Below are 16058 nucleotides of genomic sequence, written 5' to 3'. Positions count from 1 at the left end.
GGGGGGGGGCGGGGGGGGGGTTTACGACGCCAGCGCCCACGCCGCTGCGCGCTCCCCCTCCCCCATCCCCTCCCCGACGGGGAGGGGGGCTTTTTCAGCTATCCGCAGCTTCGACCCGCACCAGCAGGGCTTCCACCTGCACTTGCGAACCGGCGGTGACGCTGAGTTCGGCAACGATGCCATCGAACGGCGCGGTGAGCGCGTGTTCCATCTTCATCGCTTCGAGGACGAGGAGCTTCTGGCCCTTGGTGACGGTGTCGCCAGCCGCGACATCCACCGCGATGACCTTGCCGGGCATGGGGGCGAGGATGGCGCCGTCGGACGCGGAGCCACCCGCGCCACCTGTCGCGCGAAATAGCCTGAGGCCACGCGCTTCACCCTCAACGTATGTGACTATTTCGCCATCGACTTCGTCCGAAGAGACGCCCCGAGGATCGTTGAGCGATGCCCAGTGCCGTTCTCCTCGGTCATCAATCAGCAGCACTTCAGTTTGTGGCGCTGCATTGAGCCGAAATCCCGGCGGTCCAATGGTGTTCGCCCTGCTTTCCCAGTCACCAACGATTTCCATGGACCAAAGTGCCGTGCCCATGTCCGCCTTTGTGATCGGGCGTGGCGTGACCAGTATCTCGACATTCCGCTCGATCAGGCCAGTATCAACTTCGCCACGCGCGAATGCTTCAAGACGAAGCAGCCGTCCGAGAAAGGCTTGGTTCGTGCGAACCGGCCAAACCATGATCTGATCGAGCGCCCGCTTAAGGTTTCGGAGTGCAAGCCCGCGCTCTCGACCGCTAGCGATAACCTTTGCGATCATGGGGTCGTAGAATGGGCTTACTGCATCATGCATTTCGACGCCGGTATCTATCCGCGTGTGAGACGGCATCATGAAACGAGTAAGGCGACCGACGCTCGGCAGAAACCCGGTCGCCGGGTCCTCCGCATAGAGCCGCGCTTCCATCGCCCAGCCGTTGATGCTGAGCTCGTCCTGCCGCCTCGGCAGCGGTTCCCCGCTCGCCACGCGCAGTTGCCATTCCACCAGATCGACGCCGGTGATTTCCTCCGTCACCGGATGCTCGACCTGAAGCCGCGTGTTCATTTCCATGAACCAGATGCGGTCAGCGCGCAGGCCTTCGCTGGCATCGGCGATGAATTCGATCGTGCCAGCGCCTTCGTAGTCCACTGCCTTGGCGGCGCGGACGGCTGCGCTGCAGACGGCTTCGCGGGTCGCTTCGTCCATGCCCGGCGCGGGGGCTTCCTCGATCACCTTCTGGTGCCGCCGCTGGAGCGAGCAATCGCGTTCGAACAAGTGCACCACATTGCCGTGGCTATCGCCGAACACCTGCACTTCGATGTGGCGGGGGGAGAGGATGTACTTCTCGATCAGCACGCGGTCGTCGCCGAAGCTGGCGGCAGCCTCGCGGCGGCAGGAGGCAAGCGCCTCGGCGAAATCGGCGGCGGCTTCCACGCGCCGCATGCCCTTGCCGCCCCCGCCCGCAACCGCCTTGATCAGCACCGGATAGCCAATCGCATCCGCCTCGGCCTGAAGCCGCGCTTCGGACTGGTCCTCGCCCAGATAGCCCGGCGTCACCGGCACCCCCGCCGCGATCATCCGCGCCTTGGCCGCGTCCTTGAGGCCCATCGCGGTGATCGAGGCAGGCTTGGGGCCGACCCAGATCAGCCCCGCATCGAGCACGGCCTGCGCGAATTCGGCGTTTTCGGAGAGGAAGCCGTAGCCGGGGTGGATGGCCTCGGCACCAGTCGCCTTGGCGGCGGCGATGATCTTTGCGCCGACGAGGTAGCTCTCGCGCGCCGGGCTCGGGCCGATATGCACGGCTTCGTCCGCCGAGCGGACATGCAGCGCCTTGGCATCGGCATCGGAATAGACCGCCACGGTGCGAATGCCCATCCGGCGCGCGGTGCGCATCACGCGGCAGGCAATCTCGCCGCGATTGGCGATCAACAAAGACTTCATCATGCGCCGCACCCTTCCGTGCGCGAGGAAAACGTGAGGTTCATCACCTTCCACGTGCCGTCCTCCCGGACGAAATCGAAGTGATCGAAGCCGCAGCTCACCACTTTGCCGCCGATCGAGACGGTGAACGGCGCCCACAGCATTGCGACATCGCCATCACGCTCGATCACCATGTCGCTGATCTGCTCGTGGAAGCCGGCGCCGAGCTTCATGTTCGCAGCGTATTCGGCAAAGGTCTGCGTGCGCCGCCCGGTGAAACCGCTCCGCAGTGTACCGCGCGCAGTGACCCGGCCATCGGGGTAAACCAGCTTCAAGAGCGCCGGGCCATCGCCAGCCTCGAGCGTGGTGAACAGGGCTTCGACAACAGCGATAACTTCCTTGTCGCCGAAATCGGGCGGCGGCAGGCGCTCTGCAGTCGGGAGCGGAGTGGTGGCGGCGAGGGCGGCGGCTGACAGGATCGCAAACATGGGCATCACATCCTGAACACCCCGAACCGGGGCGCCTCCGTAATCGGGTTTTCGAGGCAAACCCCCAGCGCCAGCCCCAGCACATCGCGCGTCTGCACCGGATCGATCACCCCATCATCCCACAGCCGCGCCGTGGCGTAATAGGGATTGCCCTCGTCCTCGTACTTCTGGCGGATCGGTGCCTTGAACGCTTCGGCTTCCTTCGGCGTCCATGTCGCGGCATCGCGGTGGACCGTCGCCAGCACCGAAGCCGCTTGTTCGCCGCCCATCACGCTGATGCGCGCATTGGGCCAGGTGAACAGAAAGCGCGGATCGTAGGCCCTGCCGCACATGCCATAATTGCCCGCGCCGAAGCTGCCGCCGATCAGCACCGTCAGCTTGGGCACCTGTGCGGTGGCGACTGCCGTCACCAGCTTTGCGCCATGCTTGGCAATGCCTTCCGCCTCATACTTCCCGCCGACCATGAAGCCCGAGATGTTCTGCAGGAACAGCAGCGGAATGCGGCGCTGGCAGGCGAGTTCGATGAAATGCGCGCCTTTCTGGGCGCTTTCCGAAAATAGCACGCCGTTGTTGGCGAGGATGGCGACTTCCATGCCCCAGATGCGCGCAAAGCCGCAGACGAGGGTGGCGCCGTAATGCGCCTTGAACTCGTGGAATTCGCTACCATCGACAATCCGGGCGATGACTTCGTGCACATCATAAGGCGCACGCACGTCGTCCGGCACGATGCTGTAAAGCTCCTCCGGATCGTACTTGGGCGGGCGCGGCGCTACCGCCCCCTGCACACCTGCAGGCCCCGGCCCCAGATGGCTGACGATATCGCGCACGATGGTGAGCGCATGTTCGTCATTGTCCGCCAGATGATCGACGACGCCAGACTTGCGCGCATGAAGATCGCCGCCGCCCAGATCCTCGGCGCTGATTTCTTCACCCGTCGCCGCCTTCACCAGCGGCGGACCGGCAAGGAAGATCGTGCCCTGTTCGCGCACGATCACGCTTTCGTCGCTCATCGCGGGAACGTACGCCCCACCCGCGGTGCAGCTGCCCATCACGCTGGCGATCTGCGGAATGCCTGCCGTGCTCATCTGCGCCTGATTGTAGAAGAACCGCCCGAAGTGATCGCGGTCCGGAAAGACTTCCGCCTGATTAGGCAAATTCGCGCCGCCGCTATCGACGAGGTAAACGCACGGCAGTCGGTTCGCGGCGGCGATTTCCTGCGCGCGGATGTGCTTCTTCACCGTCATCGGGAAGTAGGTGCCACCCTTCACCGTCGCGTCATTGGCAAAGATCATGCACTGGCGGCCCGAAACCCGCCCAATCCCGGTGATGATCCCCGCGCCGGGTACTTCGTCGCCGTACATCCCGTTCGCCGCAAGCTGGCCTACTTCGAGGAACGGCGAGCCGGGATCGAGCAGGCGCTCCACGCGGTCACGGGGCAGGAGCTTGCCGCGCGATACATGGCGGGCGCGCGATTTCTCGTCCCCACCGAGCGCCGCCCTGGCAACGCGGGCGCGCAATTCCGCGGCCAGCGCGCGGTTGTGCGCGGCGCGGGCCTGCGCCTCGGGGCTGGAAAGATCGAGATTGGAGGATAGGACGGGGGCGCTCATCCGTGCGCCCCGATCAGTTCGCGCCCGATCAGCATGCGGCGGATTTCGTTGGTGCCCGCGCCGATATCGAGCAGCTTGGCATCGCGCAGATAGCGCTCGACCGGCCAGTCCTTGGTATAGCCCGCGCCGCCCAGCGCCTGCACCGCCTCACCCGCGACGCGGAAGGCGGCTTCGCTGCCCAGCAGGATCACGCCCGCCGCATCGAAGCGCGTGGTCTGCCCAGCATCGGCGGCACGCGCGACGGCGTAGGTATAGGCGCGGGCCGATTGCAGCGCGACGTACATGTCCGCCACCTTGGCCTGCATCAGCTGGAACGTACCGATCGGCTTGCCGAACTGCTTGCGCTCGCGGACGTAGGGGATGACCGTATCAAGGCAGGCCTGCATCAGGCCAAGCTGGATGCCCGCCAGCACCACGCGCTCGTAATCGAGGCCCGACATCAGCACGCCGACGCCGCCATGCAGCGGCCCCATCACGTTATCTTCCGGCACGAAGCAATCATTGAACACCAGCTCAGCCGTGGGCGAGCCGCGCATGCCCATCTTGTCGATCTTCTGGCCAATCGAGAATCCCGGCATGTCCTTCTCGATCAGGAACGCCGTGATCCCCCGGCTCGCGGCTTCGGGCGCGGTCTTGGCATAAACCACCAGCGTATCGGCGTAAGTCGCGTTGGTGATCCAGAACTTGGTGCCGTTTAGGACATAGCCGCCCGGCACCGCATCGGCCTTCAGCTTCATCGAAACGACGTCAGACCCGGCGCCCGCTTCCGACATCGCAAGGCTGCCGACGTGCTCGCCGGAAATCAGCTTCGGCAGGTACTTGGCCTTCTGCTCGTCACTGCCCCAGCGGCGTATCTGGTTGACGCAAAGGTTGGAATGCGCGCCGTAGCTCAAACCGACCGACGCCGAGGCGCGGCTGACTTCCTCGACCGCGACGACGTGATCGAGATAGCCGAGGCCGAGCCCGCCCCATTCCTCTTCCACCGTGATGCCATGGAGGCCCAGTTCGCCCATCGCGGGCCACAGTTCGCGCGGAAACCAGTCCTCGGCGTCCACCTTGGCGGCGAGCGGGGCGATCTTCTCGTCAGCAAAGCGGCCAGCCGCCTCGCGGATCATCATGGCGCTTTCGGGCAGGGCGAAATCAAGCTCGGGCGTGGCGCGCATTTCCAGTCAGGCTCCTCTTTATCGGGGGTAGCCTATGCCAAACCGCAGCTTCGGAAAAATTGAATCTTCGCCGGGGTTGGTATAGGAAAAACCTATGCTAAGCCGCCGCCATCTGCGCCAGTTCCTTGCTCTCGTCGATACTGGCTCGTTCACCGCAGCGGCAAACCAGTTGCATGTCTCGCAGCCCACCCTCTCCGCCGGAATTGCCGAGCTGGAGCGCGAACTTGGCGCGGCGGTGATCCTGCGCGAACGGCGGGCACTGCGGCTGACCGAGGCGGGCAATCGCCTGCTCGTCCACGCCCGGTCGATCGAGCGCGAGTTCGGCCTCGCCGAGCGCGGCGTGCTGGCCGCGCCCTCCCCCGCCCCGCCGCTGCGGCTGGGGGTGATCGCCTCGCTCTCGACGCGCATGGTGGCGGGCGTTGCCGCGCGCTTCGCCCCCAGCCGCCTGACGCTCACCGAAGCGCCAGACGCAGACCTGAGGCGGCGCCTCGCTGAACACCGCCTCGATGCGGTGCTGACGACGCTCCACGGCGCGGAAGCAGGGGCCGAAGCACTGCTCGAGGAAGGCTATGCGATGGTGCTTCCGGCCGCGCACCGCTTTGCCGCTCGCGAAATGCTGCTGCCCGAAGAACTGGCGGGCGAGACGATGATCGCGCGCCGCTCATGCGAGATCCTTGCCGAAACCAGCCGCTTCTTCACTGCGCGCGGGGTGCGCCCGCACTTTGCCTTTCGCGGCGCGAACGATGACCGCTGCCTGGCCCTCGTCGCCGCCGGGGCAGGCGTAACGACCGCGCCGGTCTCGCTTGCCGGAGAGGGGACCGTTGCCGTCCCCCTGCAAGGATACGATTATCGCCGCCGGATCGGGCTGATCGTGGCGGGCGGGCAAGAGGATCTGATCGCCGCCAGTGGCCTGCGCTCGATTCTTCGCGAGGTGCTTGCCGCGGCCGGGTGAACCGCTCGATTCCGGCTCTATCCGCGCTTGCTGGTGGGCTGGGCTGCATGACACCTCCTCGGCATGACCACAGCCGCCCCCCCGTCTCCGGCGCGCCGGATCGCGCTGCTCAATGTGAAGTACAGCCCCAATCTGGGCGACGGGCTGCTGTCCGAATGCCTCGAGGCGGAACTGGCGCGCACGTTCCAGTCGATCGCGCCGGGCACCGAAGTGTTCTCGATCGATCTCGCCGGGCGGCGGGCCTACCCCGCCATCGCGCCCAGCCGCCGCGCGGCGCTCATCGGTCTGCTCGAAGCCTTGCCCGCAGCGCTGCGCAGCCTTGCCACGCGCGCCGCGCTATCGGCGCTGGTGCGGCTCAGGCTGCGGCGGCACGTGCACGCTCGGCTTGCGGGGTGCGATGCGGTCGTGCTCGGCGGCGGCAACCTCCTCACGGATGCCGATCTCAACTTCCCGATGAAGATCGCCGGGGCATTGCGGCAGGCCGCGCGGCTGCGTCTGCCGGTTGCAGTTTACGGCGTCGGAGCCAACCGGCAGTGGTCTGCGGCTGGCAAGCGTCTGTTCGGCGAAGCGCTGCAATCGGCCAAGCTCGCCTACGCAGCTGTGCGAGATGCGCGCAGTCAGGCCGCATGGCGCGATTTGCTGGTGCCGCAAGGCGTGCGCCCCGCAGCGCTCAGCGGCGATCCCGGCCTCCTCGCCAGCTGCCACTTCCCCCGCCCGCCGCTGCCGTTTGACGCGCCGCTCGCAGGGCTTTGCATCACCGCACCCATGGCGCTGCGCTATCACGCGACGGGGCCGGAAGCAGGAACGGCAGCCGATGCCTGCGCCGCACTCGCTATCTGGTACGGCACGGCAGCCCGCGCGCTGGTCGCCGCCGGCTTGCGCGTCGCCCTCTTCACCAACGGCAGCCCGGAGGACCGCGACTACCTCGCCGCGATGGGCCCGGCGTGGATTCTCGCCGCGAAGGGACCGGTCACGATGACCAATCCCTTCGCAGACCCCGCCGAAATGATCCACTTCATCGCCGGTTGCCAGCTGATCGTGGCGCACCGCATGCACGCCTGCATTGCCGCGCATTCCTTCGCCATCCCCACCATCGGCCTGCGCTGGGACGTCAAGCTCGACAGCTTTTTCGCGCTCGCTGGGCGCGGTACGTTCATTGCCGATACGGCCTCGCTCGATGGCCCGGCGCTGACGGCGCTGGCCCGCAAGGCCATGGCCGAAGGCGTAGACCGCGCCGCGCTGGAAGAACTGATCTCCGGCACCCGCAGCGATATCGCGCGCATGGCCGCTGCGCTGGCGAGAGCGATGCAGCCCGCCAAGGAGGCGGCATGAACCCGGCGCTGGACCGCATCGTCGTCATCAACGATCTCTCGCACCCGATGGGCGGGGCCAGCGCGCTCGCCGTCAGCTCCGCGCGCCAATTTGCCGAGCGCGGCTACCGCGTCACCCTGCTATCGGGAGACGCGCCCGATCCGGCCCTCGGCAAAGCCGGGATCGCCGCCACCGGCCTTGGCCAATCCCGCCTGCTCGGGCGCGGCGGCGCCTTGCTCGATGGCTTGTGGAACCGCGCCGCCGCCCGCATGATCCGCCGCTGGATCGCCGCTCACGATACGCCCCGCACGGTCTACCACCTCCACGGCTGGTCGCAGATTCTCTCGCCCTCGGTCTTCGCCGCGCTCGCCCCGGTGCGGCAGCGACTGGTGATCTCCGCGCACGATTTCTTCCTCGCCTGCCCGAACGGTGCCTTCACCCGGTTCAAGACCGGCGAACCGTGCCCCCACACCGCGCTTTCCCGCGCCTGCCTTGCCGAAGCGTGCGACCGGCGCGGGCAGGCGCACAAGCTGTGGCGCGTCGCCCGCTACGCCCTCCAGCGCTTCGCCTACCAGCCGCAAAGCTCTCCGCCCGTGCTGGCGATCCACTCCGCAATGCGCCCGATGCTGGCGCGCGCGGGCATTCCAGCAGAGGTGATCCAGTCGCTGCCCAACCCGGTCATCCCCTTCAGCAACACGCGCATCACTGCCGAGCGCAACGATACCCTGCTGTTCGTCGGGCGGATCGAGGCGACCAAGGGCGCCGACCTTGCGCTGGCTGCGGCACGGCGCGCCTCGGTGCCGATCATCCTCGTCGGTGACGGCGCAGACCGCCCACGCCTCGCCGCCGAATACCCCGAAGCGCATTTTGCCGGACGGCTCGCGCCCGAAGCCATTGGCGCCCTCGCCGCAGCCGCCCGAATGCTGGTGATGCCGAGCCGCTATCCCGAACCCTACGGCCTCGTCGCAATGGAAGCGGCGCTGGCAGGTCTGCCGGTGATCCTGCCGCCGACTGCCCTGCTAGCGGCAGACCTTGTCGCAGCCGGCGCGGCGAATGCCGTTTACCCGCAGGATATCGCCGCCCACTCTGCTGTTCTCGCCGCGCTCGCACGCGATGACGGACGCGTGGAAGCGATGAGCCGCGCCGGCTTCACCGCCACGCGCCACCTCGCGCTGTCACCCGAAGAATGGATCGACCGCCTGCTCGCTCATTATGCGGCGCGGCTTGAACCCGGTCAGGCCACCGCGGGCGCCAGATCCGCATCCGGATCGAAGCTGATCACGGCAGGCGCATAGGGCGCCGCACTTTCCGGCACGACAGTCCATACGCGGCGGTCCAGTTCGCCCAGCGGCCGATAGGGATTGCTGCGCGCCAGCTGCCGCAAGTGCTGAACCTTGATCGGCAAGATCACGAGGCTCAGCGTCGCCAGCACCACGGCCCAGCGCCACAGGTCGAAATGTCCGCTTTGGATGGCGGCCATGAACTCGGCATAAGTCAGCCAGATCGCCAGCGCGCCGAGCAGTTCGGAACTGCGCTGGTTCGGCAGCGCAAGCAGCGTCAGCACGGCAAGGAACAACGCACCGACCCCCGCCAACTCGAGCGTGAGGCGGTCGGTCACATAGCCGGCGGTCAGCGCAAACGCGATCAGCAGCGCGCCGATCCGGGCGAAACTGGCGATATGGCCGGGCGTGATGCGGGCAAGCAGTGCGTCCATGGGCAGGACCATGCCTGATCCTGCTCAAGGAACGCTTTCGCCCAGTGGTTAACCGTGCGCCAACGAAAGGCTCCGCATCCGACCCGGCTGAAAAAGCCCGATCTACCGGCCCGAAGCCCCGATCCGGGTCCGAACCCTAAGGGAGATCGCTCAGATACGGGGCTAATTGCGCGAAGGGGCGGTGGGAAACGATGGTACCCAGCCGCCATGGGGCCCACACGGCGCAGGATCAGGGATCGGGGAATGGTCATCAGGCAGTCGCGGCAATCGCGGGCGATCTCGTTCTGCCTGCTCGGCCTGATCGCGCCGCTGGCGGATGCGCGCGCGCAAACCACGGTCGATATGCGGATGGAGCGCGATACCGTCGGCGCCCGCTCACGCCCAGAGGTGGAGACGTCGGGTGCAAGGCTCGGCGCGCTGCTGATCTCGCCAAGCTTCGGGATCGAGGCGGACGCAACTGACAACATCTACGCGCGCGGCGATACAAAGCGGGGCGATGTCGCGGTCGCGATCCTGCCCGCGCTCGCGGTGCGCTCGCAGTGGTCCCGCCACGCGCTCGGCATCTCTGCGGACGGCGCGATCAAGCGCTACGCCCAGCGCACGGCCGAGAATGTCGATACCTACGCCGTCAAGCTCGACGGCCGGCTCGACATTTCGGGCAACACACGGCTCTCGGGCGACATCGGCGCGTCGCGGCGGATCGAGGCGCGCGGCACGACCGGGGATACGCTGTTCGGCGCCGCGCCTGTTGCCTACACGCAGCTTTCCGGCGGCGGTGAGATCGAGCAGACCTTCACTCGCGCCCGCATCACGCTCGGTGGCCGCTACGAGCGCTATCGCTACGCCGACCGTGAGCTTGGCGGCACCGTGGTCGATCTTTCCCAGCGCGACTATGAGGCGCTGACGGGTTCGCTGCGGGCTGCGGTCGGCGTGGGCCCCGGCATCGCTGCCTTCGCCAGCCTGGCCTACAATCGCAACCGCTATATTGCCCCGCCAATCGGGCCGAACCGCGATTCCCATGGCTTCACCGCGCTCACCGGCGTGGCCTTCGGGCTCAACCGGCTGCTGCAGGGCGAACTAGGCGTGGGCTGGGTGCGGCAGGATTTCTCCGCCCCGGTCTTCCCGCGCATCAGCGGCCTTGCCTACAACGCGCAGCTGCGCTGGAGCCCGACGCGGCTGACCAGCGTGCGCCTCTCCGGCGGGCGTACGTTCCAGCGCTCGCCGATCATTGGCGTGGCCGGCATCCAGCAGCACGAGGTAAGCCTCTCGGCCGAACACGAACTGCTCCGCACGCTGATCCTGCGGCCCGCGCTGCGCTATCTTGTCGCCGATTTTCGGGTGCCGGGCGGCGCAGCACCACGGCGGGAACGCTACTTCACCGGCGCATTCGGGGTCACCTGGCGGCTGACCCAACATATCGAGATTGCCGGCGAATATGCGCACAGCCTCGGGCGCAACACAGGCGCGATCGATCTCGGCCGCGCCTATGATCGCAACCGCGCCACGCTTTCGCTGCGCTGGCGGCTGTAGGGATCCATGGCCAGCCTGCCCCGCAACGCACGGTCCAATGCGGACCACCCGCCGCCCCTGCCCGCATGGGCGGCCCGGCGGCGCTTTCCCCGCTTGCCCCGTCTGCCAGCACCTCCCTCGGTGACCTTGCGCCTCCTCATCGCGTTGTTCTTTCTCGCAGGCCTTGGCGCAGCGCTGACCATGCTCGCGCCGCCGCCCGCCGGCCCGCAAGTGCGTTTCGCATTCCCGCCCCCGCTGCCCGATCCCGCAGCCCTGCTGCCCTTTGAGCCCGAGACTGCGCGCGCCGCCAACGCCGCCATCCCGATCGAGCCGCCCCGCGCTGCGGCCCCCGCCTTCCGCCTCGGCTCGGCTGACGCGCTGCCGCAAGCCCGCGCGCTCGATTGCCTTGCCGCCGCCACCTGGTACGAAGCGGGCGACGATCCCTCCGGCGAGCGCGCAGTTGCGCAAGTCGTGCTCAACCGCGCGCGCCATCCGGCATTTCCTGCCAGCGTGTGCGGCGTGGTGTTTCAGGGCTCTGAGCGGACCACCGGCTGCCAGTTCAGCTTCACCTGCGACGGTTCGATGCAATCGCGCCATCCCGCGCCCGCCGCGTGGGCAAGGGCGCGCGCGGTTGCGGCGGCTGCGCTCGCAGGCGCGGTCGATCCGCGTGTCGGCCTCGCGACGCACTATCATGCAGACTACGTCGTACCCGTCTGGCGCAGCGGGCTCGTCAAGCTCGCGCAAGTCGGCCTGCACTTGTTCTACCGCTGGCCGGGCGACTGGGGTTCACCTGCGGTGCTGCGCCGCGGTTCGGGCGGCGATGAGCCCCGCATCGCTGCAATGGCCGCGCTCTCGCCAGCCCATGTCGGCACGGACGGCGCGCCCGATGCCAACGCACCATCGCCGCCCGGCATCGCCGCGCCGCTGGCCTATCTCCCCTTGGATGAGGCGGGTGGACCGCCCCGCAGCGCCGCGCTCGCGGCAGCCCCGGCAACTGGCCAAAACGCCAACGCGCGTATCGTGCTGGCGTTCGATCCCGCTGCTTTCCCCGGCACGTATGCCATGCGCGCCCTTGCCGCCTGCGCCGATCGCGAGCGCTGCGCCGTGATCGGTGAACTGCTTGGCGCTGCACCCGGCCAAGGCCCGGGCTTCGTCTATCTGCGGGATCGGCGCACTGGCGCTGAAGGCGCATGGTGGGATTGCGCCGCCCTCCCCCGCGCAAATCCCGCGCGCTGCCTGCCCAAGGGTGCCTCGCTGGCCCGGCTGCTGGCGGAATGGGGCTGAACCGGCGCGCCGGCGCGAAAACCCATTGCCGAGCAAGCAACGCCCGTTGCTCCTCGCTCCCATCGACCGGGAAAACTTCCGCGCACAGTGGAGCCAATTTGCGTTGCGAGGCCCAGCGGTTGTGGCATTCCTGAAGAGGCCGATGCCGGATCAGCGGCAGGCTCGGGAGATTGCCTTCGATGCGTCCATGGCTCCTTGGCCTTGCTTTCGTGGCCGCTGCCGCAGCAGGCCCGCTGTCTCTTCGCGCACAAGAGGATCTGGCCGCCGCGGCAGCCCGCGATGCGGCCTCCGCCGCAGCCGAAGCGGACTATGCTGTTTCCGCAGGCAGTTCGCTGGACCGGCGCATCAGCAACCCGATGAAGCTCTCGGAACGCAAGCTGCTTGCCGCAGCGGCAAAGCTTGACCCACTCGAAAGCTACCGAAGCTACACGCCCGAATTCATCGCGTGGAACGACGAACTGATGCGCGGGATCAAGCGCGGTTCCCTCGCTGCGGCCACCGCAGGCATGGCAGCCCGGCTCGGCATTCCGGAAGCGGCGATGCAGGCGCTCTCGCGGGACTGGCTGATCGCCCGGATTGGCAACTATGACCTCGGCAAAGATGGCGAACTGGCGCCGGTGCGGCCTGCCTTTACGGATCAGGTTTTGCGCGATGTGGCCGCAGCAGGTCACGCGCCTTTTACCATCGAGATCGCCGCGCGAGCATTGGATGAAGGGGGCGATTGCGATGACCCCGGCTATACCGCGATCCAGTCCGCCGCCCCGGACAAGCCGCTTGCTGCATGGGCGATGGCGCGCGGATCAGTCTGCCCGGCGCTCGGTTTTGCGGCATTGGCCAGCCCGGATCGCCGCACAACCGTTCTCTTGCGCCTCATGCTGACGGGTGATGTCAAAGGGCTCGATGCGCTGCCCATTCTGGAAGTGCTGCGGGCGCCGGGCGGGCTTGCCGCCGCCGCTGCCGCCGATACGCCGCGTTTGCGCGTGTGGCTGGCGCGCAACCAGATCGACAGCCTCCTCGGCGCGGGTATGGGCAGCGAAGCTCTGGCCCGGTTCGACGCGCTCGATCCCGGCCTGCGCAGCGAGGTGCTGAGCCCGGTCGCGCCCGCCTTCATCGCGGCCGTCGATGGCGCCCGGCTTGCGTTTGACGAGGACCGTCAGTCGTTGCGGCTGCGGCTGGCTGCGGCGCTGGTGCTCGGCGCGCGTGGGAGCGAGGCCGAAGTGCTGCTCGCCGGCGATCATGCGCTGGCGGATTCTCCGAAGCTCCTTGACTGCCTCTATGCCGCGCAAAGCCAGCCGACCTCGCCCAAATCGGGCAAGGATCAGGCGTGCGGTCTGGGTAAGGGAGATAATGACCGCAAGATCAGCGATGCGATAACATTTGCCTATCTGCGCGAGGCGATCAGCAAGGCGGGCACCGACCTCTATCCGCTGGTCGAACTTTCCGCCGGATACCTGCGAAACAACACGGCTGACGGCATCCTCATCGCGCTGCGCTGCCATGAGCTTGCCGAGCCGCAATACGCCGCTCAATGCAGGGAAGACCGGCGCCGGGCAGCAGATTCGCTGCGCGCGGCCAAGGATCGCGATCGCTATCAGCGCAAGGAGGCAGAGCCGATCCTTGCCGCGCTTGGAAATGCCGGTCTGCCCGGCTGGGACTCCATCATGGCGCGGAACGAGGCCCTGCGCGCGGCGACCTTGGCGGCGTTCGCCGATCCGGATGGTGAGCCCCGCAAGGCTTTCTGGTCCGAACGGCCGCCGGTGGACCCCGATCCCTCGCCCTTCCCGGAAAAGCCGCTTGCCCCGCAACTGCGTTCATCGCCCCAGCCCGAACCAGTTCCCCCGCCCTGGCCGCTTGGCTGGGCACAGCTTCCGGCCGGCTTTGACCCACTACGAACCGGCAAGGCCGGCACGCTTGCGGTGGCCGTAAGCACGTCGTCGCGGCTCGATCCATCGGGCGAAGTGGGCCGCGGCGCGTATTGGGTCCACGTCAGCCGCGATGGCGGCAAGACATGGCAAGCCCCGCTCTATACCGGTCTTGCGGCTTACTTCCCCTATGTCGTGCCTGCCCAGTCGAAGCTGCAGCTGCTCGATGGCGAAACGATCCGCCTCGAAGTCACGGTCGATCTGCTCGACACGCGCAGCATCACCTATCCGCCCGTTGGCCTGCGCACCAGGCGCACCGCCCGCGATCTCTATCTGGAATTGCCGCTGGCCGCACTTGAGGCCGATAGCGACGGCGACGGCCTGACCAACATTGCCGCAAAGCACCTGCTGATGGATCAAGCCGCGCCGCTGAAGCCTTTCGTGGTTGGCAGCGATCTGCCGTCCTGCCCAGCCTCCACCCCGCCGGCAGCCGAACTGCGGGCGCGGCTGCTCCAGCGGCTCGTCGGTGGGCGGCAGGAAGCCGCGGTGCTTGAGCCGATCAACCGACCCAAGGATGCGCTGCTCGGCTTCGATTGGGCAAAATCACCCGACGCAAAAACCGGGCCGCTGTTCATCAAGGGCACCGCGGCGGACTTCGCTTGCATACGGCTGCCATTCCCCGCGCTCGTCTACAGCGACGCGGGAGAGCAGGCGCTCCAGCGCAAGAGCCCTGATTTCCGCCTGCTCGAACTGCCGCCAATTATCATGAACCGGGCCGGTACGCGCGGCTTCGCGGTCTGGTCATTCGGCTGGACGGGCGGCACCACCCTGTTTGTGCAGGGGCCGGACGGCGGCTGGCATTCGGTGGAATTGAGTTCCTGGATCACCTGAGCAGAGCGCTACCCCAGCCCCAGCGCCCCCAGCACCGGGCGGAACCCCGTCCCTTCGCGCAGCACCCGCGCGGCATGGTTCCCGCCGAAATGCGCCGGCACCAGCAGCGCCTCGCGGCTTGCGGCAAGCTCCAGCACCATGCGCCGCGTCTCGCGCGCCTGTTCGGGCTCTTCGCAGAACACGCTGTTCCATTCGGGGCGGTAGATCTGCGCCGGATGGTGAACAACGTCGCCGACGAACAGGGCGTTGTCGTCCTTGCCCATCACTTCGAGCATCATGCTGCCCGGCGTGTGACCGGGGCACGCGTGCAGCGTCAGCCCATCGGCCACCGCAAAGCCCGGCTCAGCCCATTCGGCGCGGCCAGCGGCGACAATCGGCGCGACGCTGTCCTCATACATCCCCGCATTCACCGCCGCGCCAACGCCTTCCGGCCCCGCCGCGCCGTCCTCCGGGTCCCAGTAGGCACGGTCAGCCAGCGGAAGAACATAGCGGGCGTTGCGGAACGTCGGCTCCCACTTGCCTTCGACCAGCCGCGTGTTCCACCCGACATGATCGATGTGGATGTGCGAACAGACCACCACGTCGATATCCTCCGGCTGGAACCCGGCGCGGGCCAGATTGCCCAGGAAATCGGTCTGCAGATTGCTGAAGATGGGGATGTTCGGCCGATCCTTGTCGTTCCCCGCGCCGGTATCGAACAGGATCCGCTCCTTGCCCGTATCGAGCACCCAGCTCTGCAGGAAGGCATAGAGGTGGCCGGTCGCGGGATCGAAGTATTCGGGGGCGAATTCCTCGGCATGCGGGTCCCACCCTTCCGGGGTGTAGCCCTGAAACAGGTACGAGGGCGGCGCGAAAGTGCCCTGCCATTCCTCGATGCGGTGGACGGTGACGTGGCCGATGTTGAAACGGTCCATAGTGCGCGCTCTCCCCGCCGGGCGGTTCCCCGGCGGCCGGCAGAGTGCAACAGCCCGCCGCGTTTCACAACCAGCAGGGCCTCCAAACGCAAAAAGCGCCCGCAGCAGTGGCGACAAAATCAGGCGCAGCCTTGGCTCAGCTTTCCGGTTTGGCAGCGGCGGCCTCCAGCCGGGCAATCCGCTGCTCGAGGCGCTCGATGCGCACCTCCGGTGCAGCGAAATGATCGCTATCGAGCGCATCGAGCAGCGCCGCGATGCGCGCAAGGAAACCCTGCCGGGCGGGAGCCGATCTGGCGGCAGCAGCGGATGGGAACTTTTCCATGGCAATGACCTCCTACATAAGATGACGTATATCATCTTAATTTTTAGTTGACACCCATCAGCTTATTTGACAAGGGGTGAGCTCACGGAGAGA

The 16058-nt window shown here is 67.3% G+C and carries 13 protein-coding genes; 6 read left to right on the top strand and 7 right to left on the bottom strand.

What is annotated here, in order from left to right; translation table 11 throughout:
• Positions 1-94: 94 nt before the first annotated feature.
• The 4 genes from NSE01_RS08485 to NSE01_RS08470 are packed head-to-tail and all read right to left on the bottom strand — an operon-like array spanning position 95 to position 5206.
• The gene (locus tag NSE01_RS08485; protein WP_147159162.1) at positions 95-1972 is read right to left on the bottom strand and encodes an acetyl/propionyl/methylcrotonyl-CoA carboxylase subunit alpha; all 1878 of its coding nucleotides are present in this window, start codon (positions 1970-1972) and stop codon (positions 95-97) included.
• On the bottom strand, positions 1969-2436 hold the full coding sequence (locus NSE01_RS08480; protein ID WP_170233794.1) for a nuclear transport factor 2 family protein: 468 nt from the start codon (positions 2434-2436) through the stop codon (positions 1969-1971). The genes NSE01_RS08485 and NSE01_RS08480 overlap by 4 nt, the downstream gene beginning before the upstream one ends.
• Positions 2437-2441: 5 nt before the next feature.
• A complete protein-coding gene (locus NSE01_RS08475; RefSeq protein WP_147159160.1) occupies positions 2442-4043 on the bottom strand; it encodes a carboxyl transferase domain-containing protein in 1602 nt (533 codons plus the stop codon).
• On the bottom strand, positions 4040-5206 hold the full coding sequence (locus NSE01_RS08470; protein WP_147159159.1) for an isovaleryl-CoA dehydrogenase: 1167 nt from the start codon (positions 5204-5206) through the stop codon (positions 4040-4042). The genes NSE01_RS08475 and NSE01_RS08470 overlap by 4 nt, the downstream gene beginning before the upstream one ends.
• 94 nt (positions 5207-5300) lie before the next feature.
• Here NSE01_RS08470 and NSE01_RS08465 point away from each other — a divergent pair, with 94 nt between their 5' ends.
• The 3 genes from NSE01_RS08465 to NSE01_RS08455 all read left to right on the top strand — a co-directional run bounded on the left by NSE01_RS08465 (position 5301) and on the right by NSE01_RS08455 (position 8764).
• Positions 5301-6158 (top strand): LysR family transcriptional regulator, encoded by an 858-nt coding sequence (locus tag NSE01_RS08465; protein WP_147159158.1) that lies wholly within the window; start codon positions 5301-5303, stop codon positions 6156-6158.
• A 63-nt stretch (positions 6159-6221) separates the two neighbouring features.
• Positions 6222-7490 (top strand): polysaccharide pyruvyl transferase family protein, encoded by a 1269-nt coding sequence (locus NSE01_RS08460; protein WP_147159157.1) that lies wholly within the window; start codon positions 6222-6224, stop codon positions 7488-7490.
• On the top strand, positions 7487-8764 hold the full coding sequence (locus NSE01_RS08455; RefSeq protein ID WP_147159156.1) for a glycosyltransferase family 4 protein: 1278 nt from the start codon (positions 7487-7489) through the stop codon (positions 8762-8764). Before NSE01_RS08460 ends, NSE01_RS08455 begins: the two co-directional genes overlap by 4 nt.
• On the opposite strand, the gene NSE01_RS08450 is transcribed toward NSE01_RS08455, so the two are convergent.
• Positions 8704-9195, bottom strand: coding sequence for a hypothetical protein (locus NSE01_RS08450; RefSeq protein WP_147159155.1), 492 nt, complete (start codon positions 9193-9195; stop codon positions 8704-8706). The genes NSE01_RS08455 and NSE01_RS08450 overlap by 61 nt on opposite strands.
• A 231-nt stretch (positions 9196-9426) precedes the next feature.
• On the opposite strand from NSE01_RS08450, the gene NSE01_RS08445 reads away from it, so the two are divergent.
• The 3 genes from NSE01_RS08445 to NSE01_RS08435 all read left to right on the top strand — a co-directional run bounded on the left by NSE01_RS08445 (position 9427) and on the right by NSE01_RS08435 (position 14729).
• Complete coding sequence (locus tag NSE01_RS08445; protein ID WP_170233793.1) at positions 9427-10713, top strand: outer membrane beta-barrel protein; 1287 nt, start codon at positions 9427-9429, stop codon at positions 10711-10713.
• A gap of 120 nt (positions 10714-10833) precedes the next feature.
• Entirely contained in the window at positions 10834-11976 is a 1143-nt protein-coding gene (locus tag NSE01_RS08440; RefSeq protein ID WP_246135109.1) for a cell wall hydrolase, read from the top strand.
• Positions 11977-12155: 179 nt separating this feature from the next.
• Positions 12156-14729, top strand: a complete 2574-nt coding sequence (locus NSE01_RS08435) for a hypothetical protein (protein WP_147159152.1) — start codon at positions 12156-12158, stop codon at positions 14727-14729.
• A gap of 8 nt (positions 14730-14737) precedes the next feature.
• Here the strand turns inward: NSE01_RS08435 and NSE01_RS08430 are convergent, their stop codons facing one another.
• Positions 14738-15643, bottom strand: coding sequence for an MBL fold metallo-hydrolase (locus NSE01_RS08430; RefSeq protein WP_147159151.1), 906 nt, complete (start codon positions 15641-15643; stop codon positions 14738-14740).
• A 136-nt stretch (positions 15644-15779) separates the two neighbouring features.
• On the bottom strand, positions 15780-15965 hold the full coding sequence (locus tag NSE01_RS08425) for a hypothetical protein (RefSeq protein WP_147159150.1): 186 nt from the start codon (positions 15963-15965) through the stop codon (positions 15780-15782).
• Between the last annotated feature and the right edge of the window lie 93 nt (positions 15966-16058).

Source organism: Novosphingobium sediminis (assembly GCF_007991615.1).
Taxonomy (GTDB): domain Bacteria; phylum Pseudomonadota; class Alphaproteobacteria; order Sphingomonadales; family Sphingomonadaceae; genus Novosphingobium; species Novosphingobium sediminis.
Note: the sequence above shows the minus strand (reverse complement) of the source record. Positions and strands in the feature narration are given on the sequence as shown.

Bases quoted from the DNA above. Each gene is read 5' to 3' on its own strand.
- NSE01_RS08485 (WP_147159162.1), bottom strand. From the start codon at position 1,972: ATGATGAAGTCTTTGTTGATCGCCAATCGCGGCGAGATTGCCTGCCGC.
- NSE01_RS08480 (WP_170233794.1), bottom strand. From the start codon at position 2,436: ATGTTTGCGATCCTGTCAGCCGCCGCCCTCGCCGCCACCACTCCGCTC.
- NSE01_RS08475 (WP_147159160.1), bottom strand. From the start codon at position 4,043: ATGAGCGCCCCCGTCCTATCCTCCAATCTCGATCTTTCCAGCCCCGAG.
- NSE01_RS08470 (WP_147159159.1), bottom strand. From the start codon at position 5,206: ATGCGCGCCACGCCCGAGCTTGATTTCGCCCTGCCCGAAAGCGCCATG.
- NSE01_RS08465 (WP_147159158.1), top strand. From the start codon at position 5,301: ATGCTAAGCCGCCGCCATCTGCGCCAGTTCCTTGCTCTCGTCGATACT.
- NSE01_RS08460 (WP_147159157.1), top strand. From the start codon at position 6,222: ATGACCACAGCCGCCCCCCCGTCTCCGGCGCGCCGGATCGCGCTGCTC.
- NSE01_RS08455 (WP_147159156.1), top strand. From the start codon at position 7,487: ATGAACCCGGCGCTGGACCGCATCGTCGTCATCAACGATCTCTCGCAC.
- NSE01_RS08450 (WP_147159155.1), bottom strand. From the start codon at position 9,195: ATGGTCCTGCCCATGGACGCACTGCTTGCCCGCATCACGCCCGGCCAT.
- NSE01_RS08445 (WP_170233793.1), top strand. From the start codon at position 9,427: ATGGTCATCAGGCAGTCGCGGCAATCGCGGGCGATCTCGTTCTGCCTG.
- NSE01_RS08435 (WP_147159152.1), top strand. From the start codon at position 12,156: ATGCGTCCATGGCTCCTTGGCCTTGCTTTCGTGGCCGCTGCCGCAGCA.
- NSE01_RS08430 (WP_147159151.1), bottom strand. From the start codon at position 15,643: ATGGACCGTTTCAACATCGGCCACGTCACCGTCCACCGCATCGAGGAA.
- NSE01_RS08425 (WP_147159150.1), bottom strand. From the start codon at position 15,965: ATGGAAAAGTTCCCATCCGCTGCTGCCGCCAGATCGGCTCCCGCCCGG.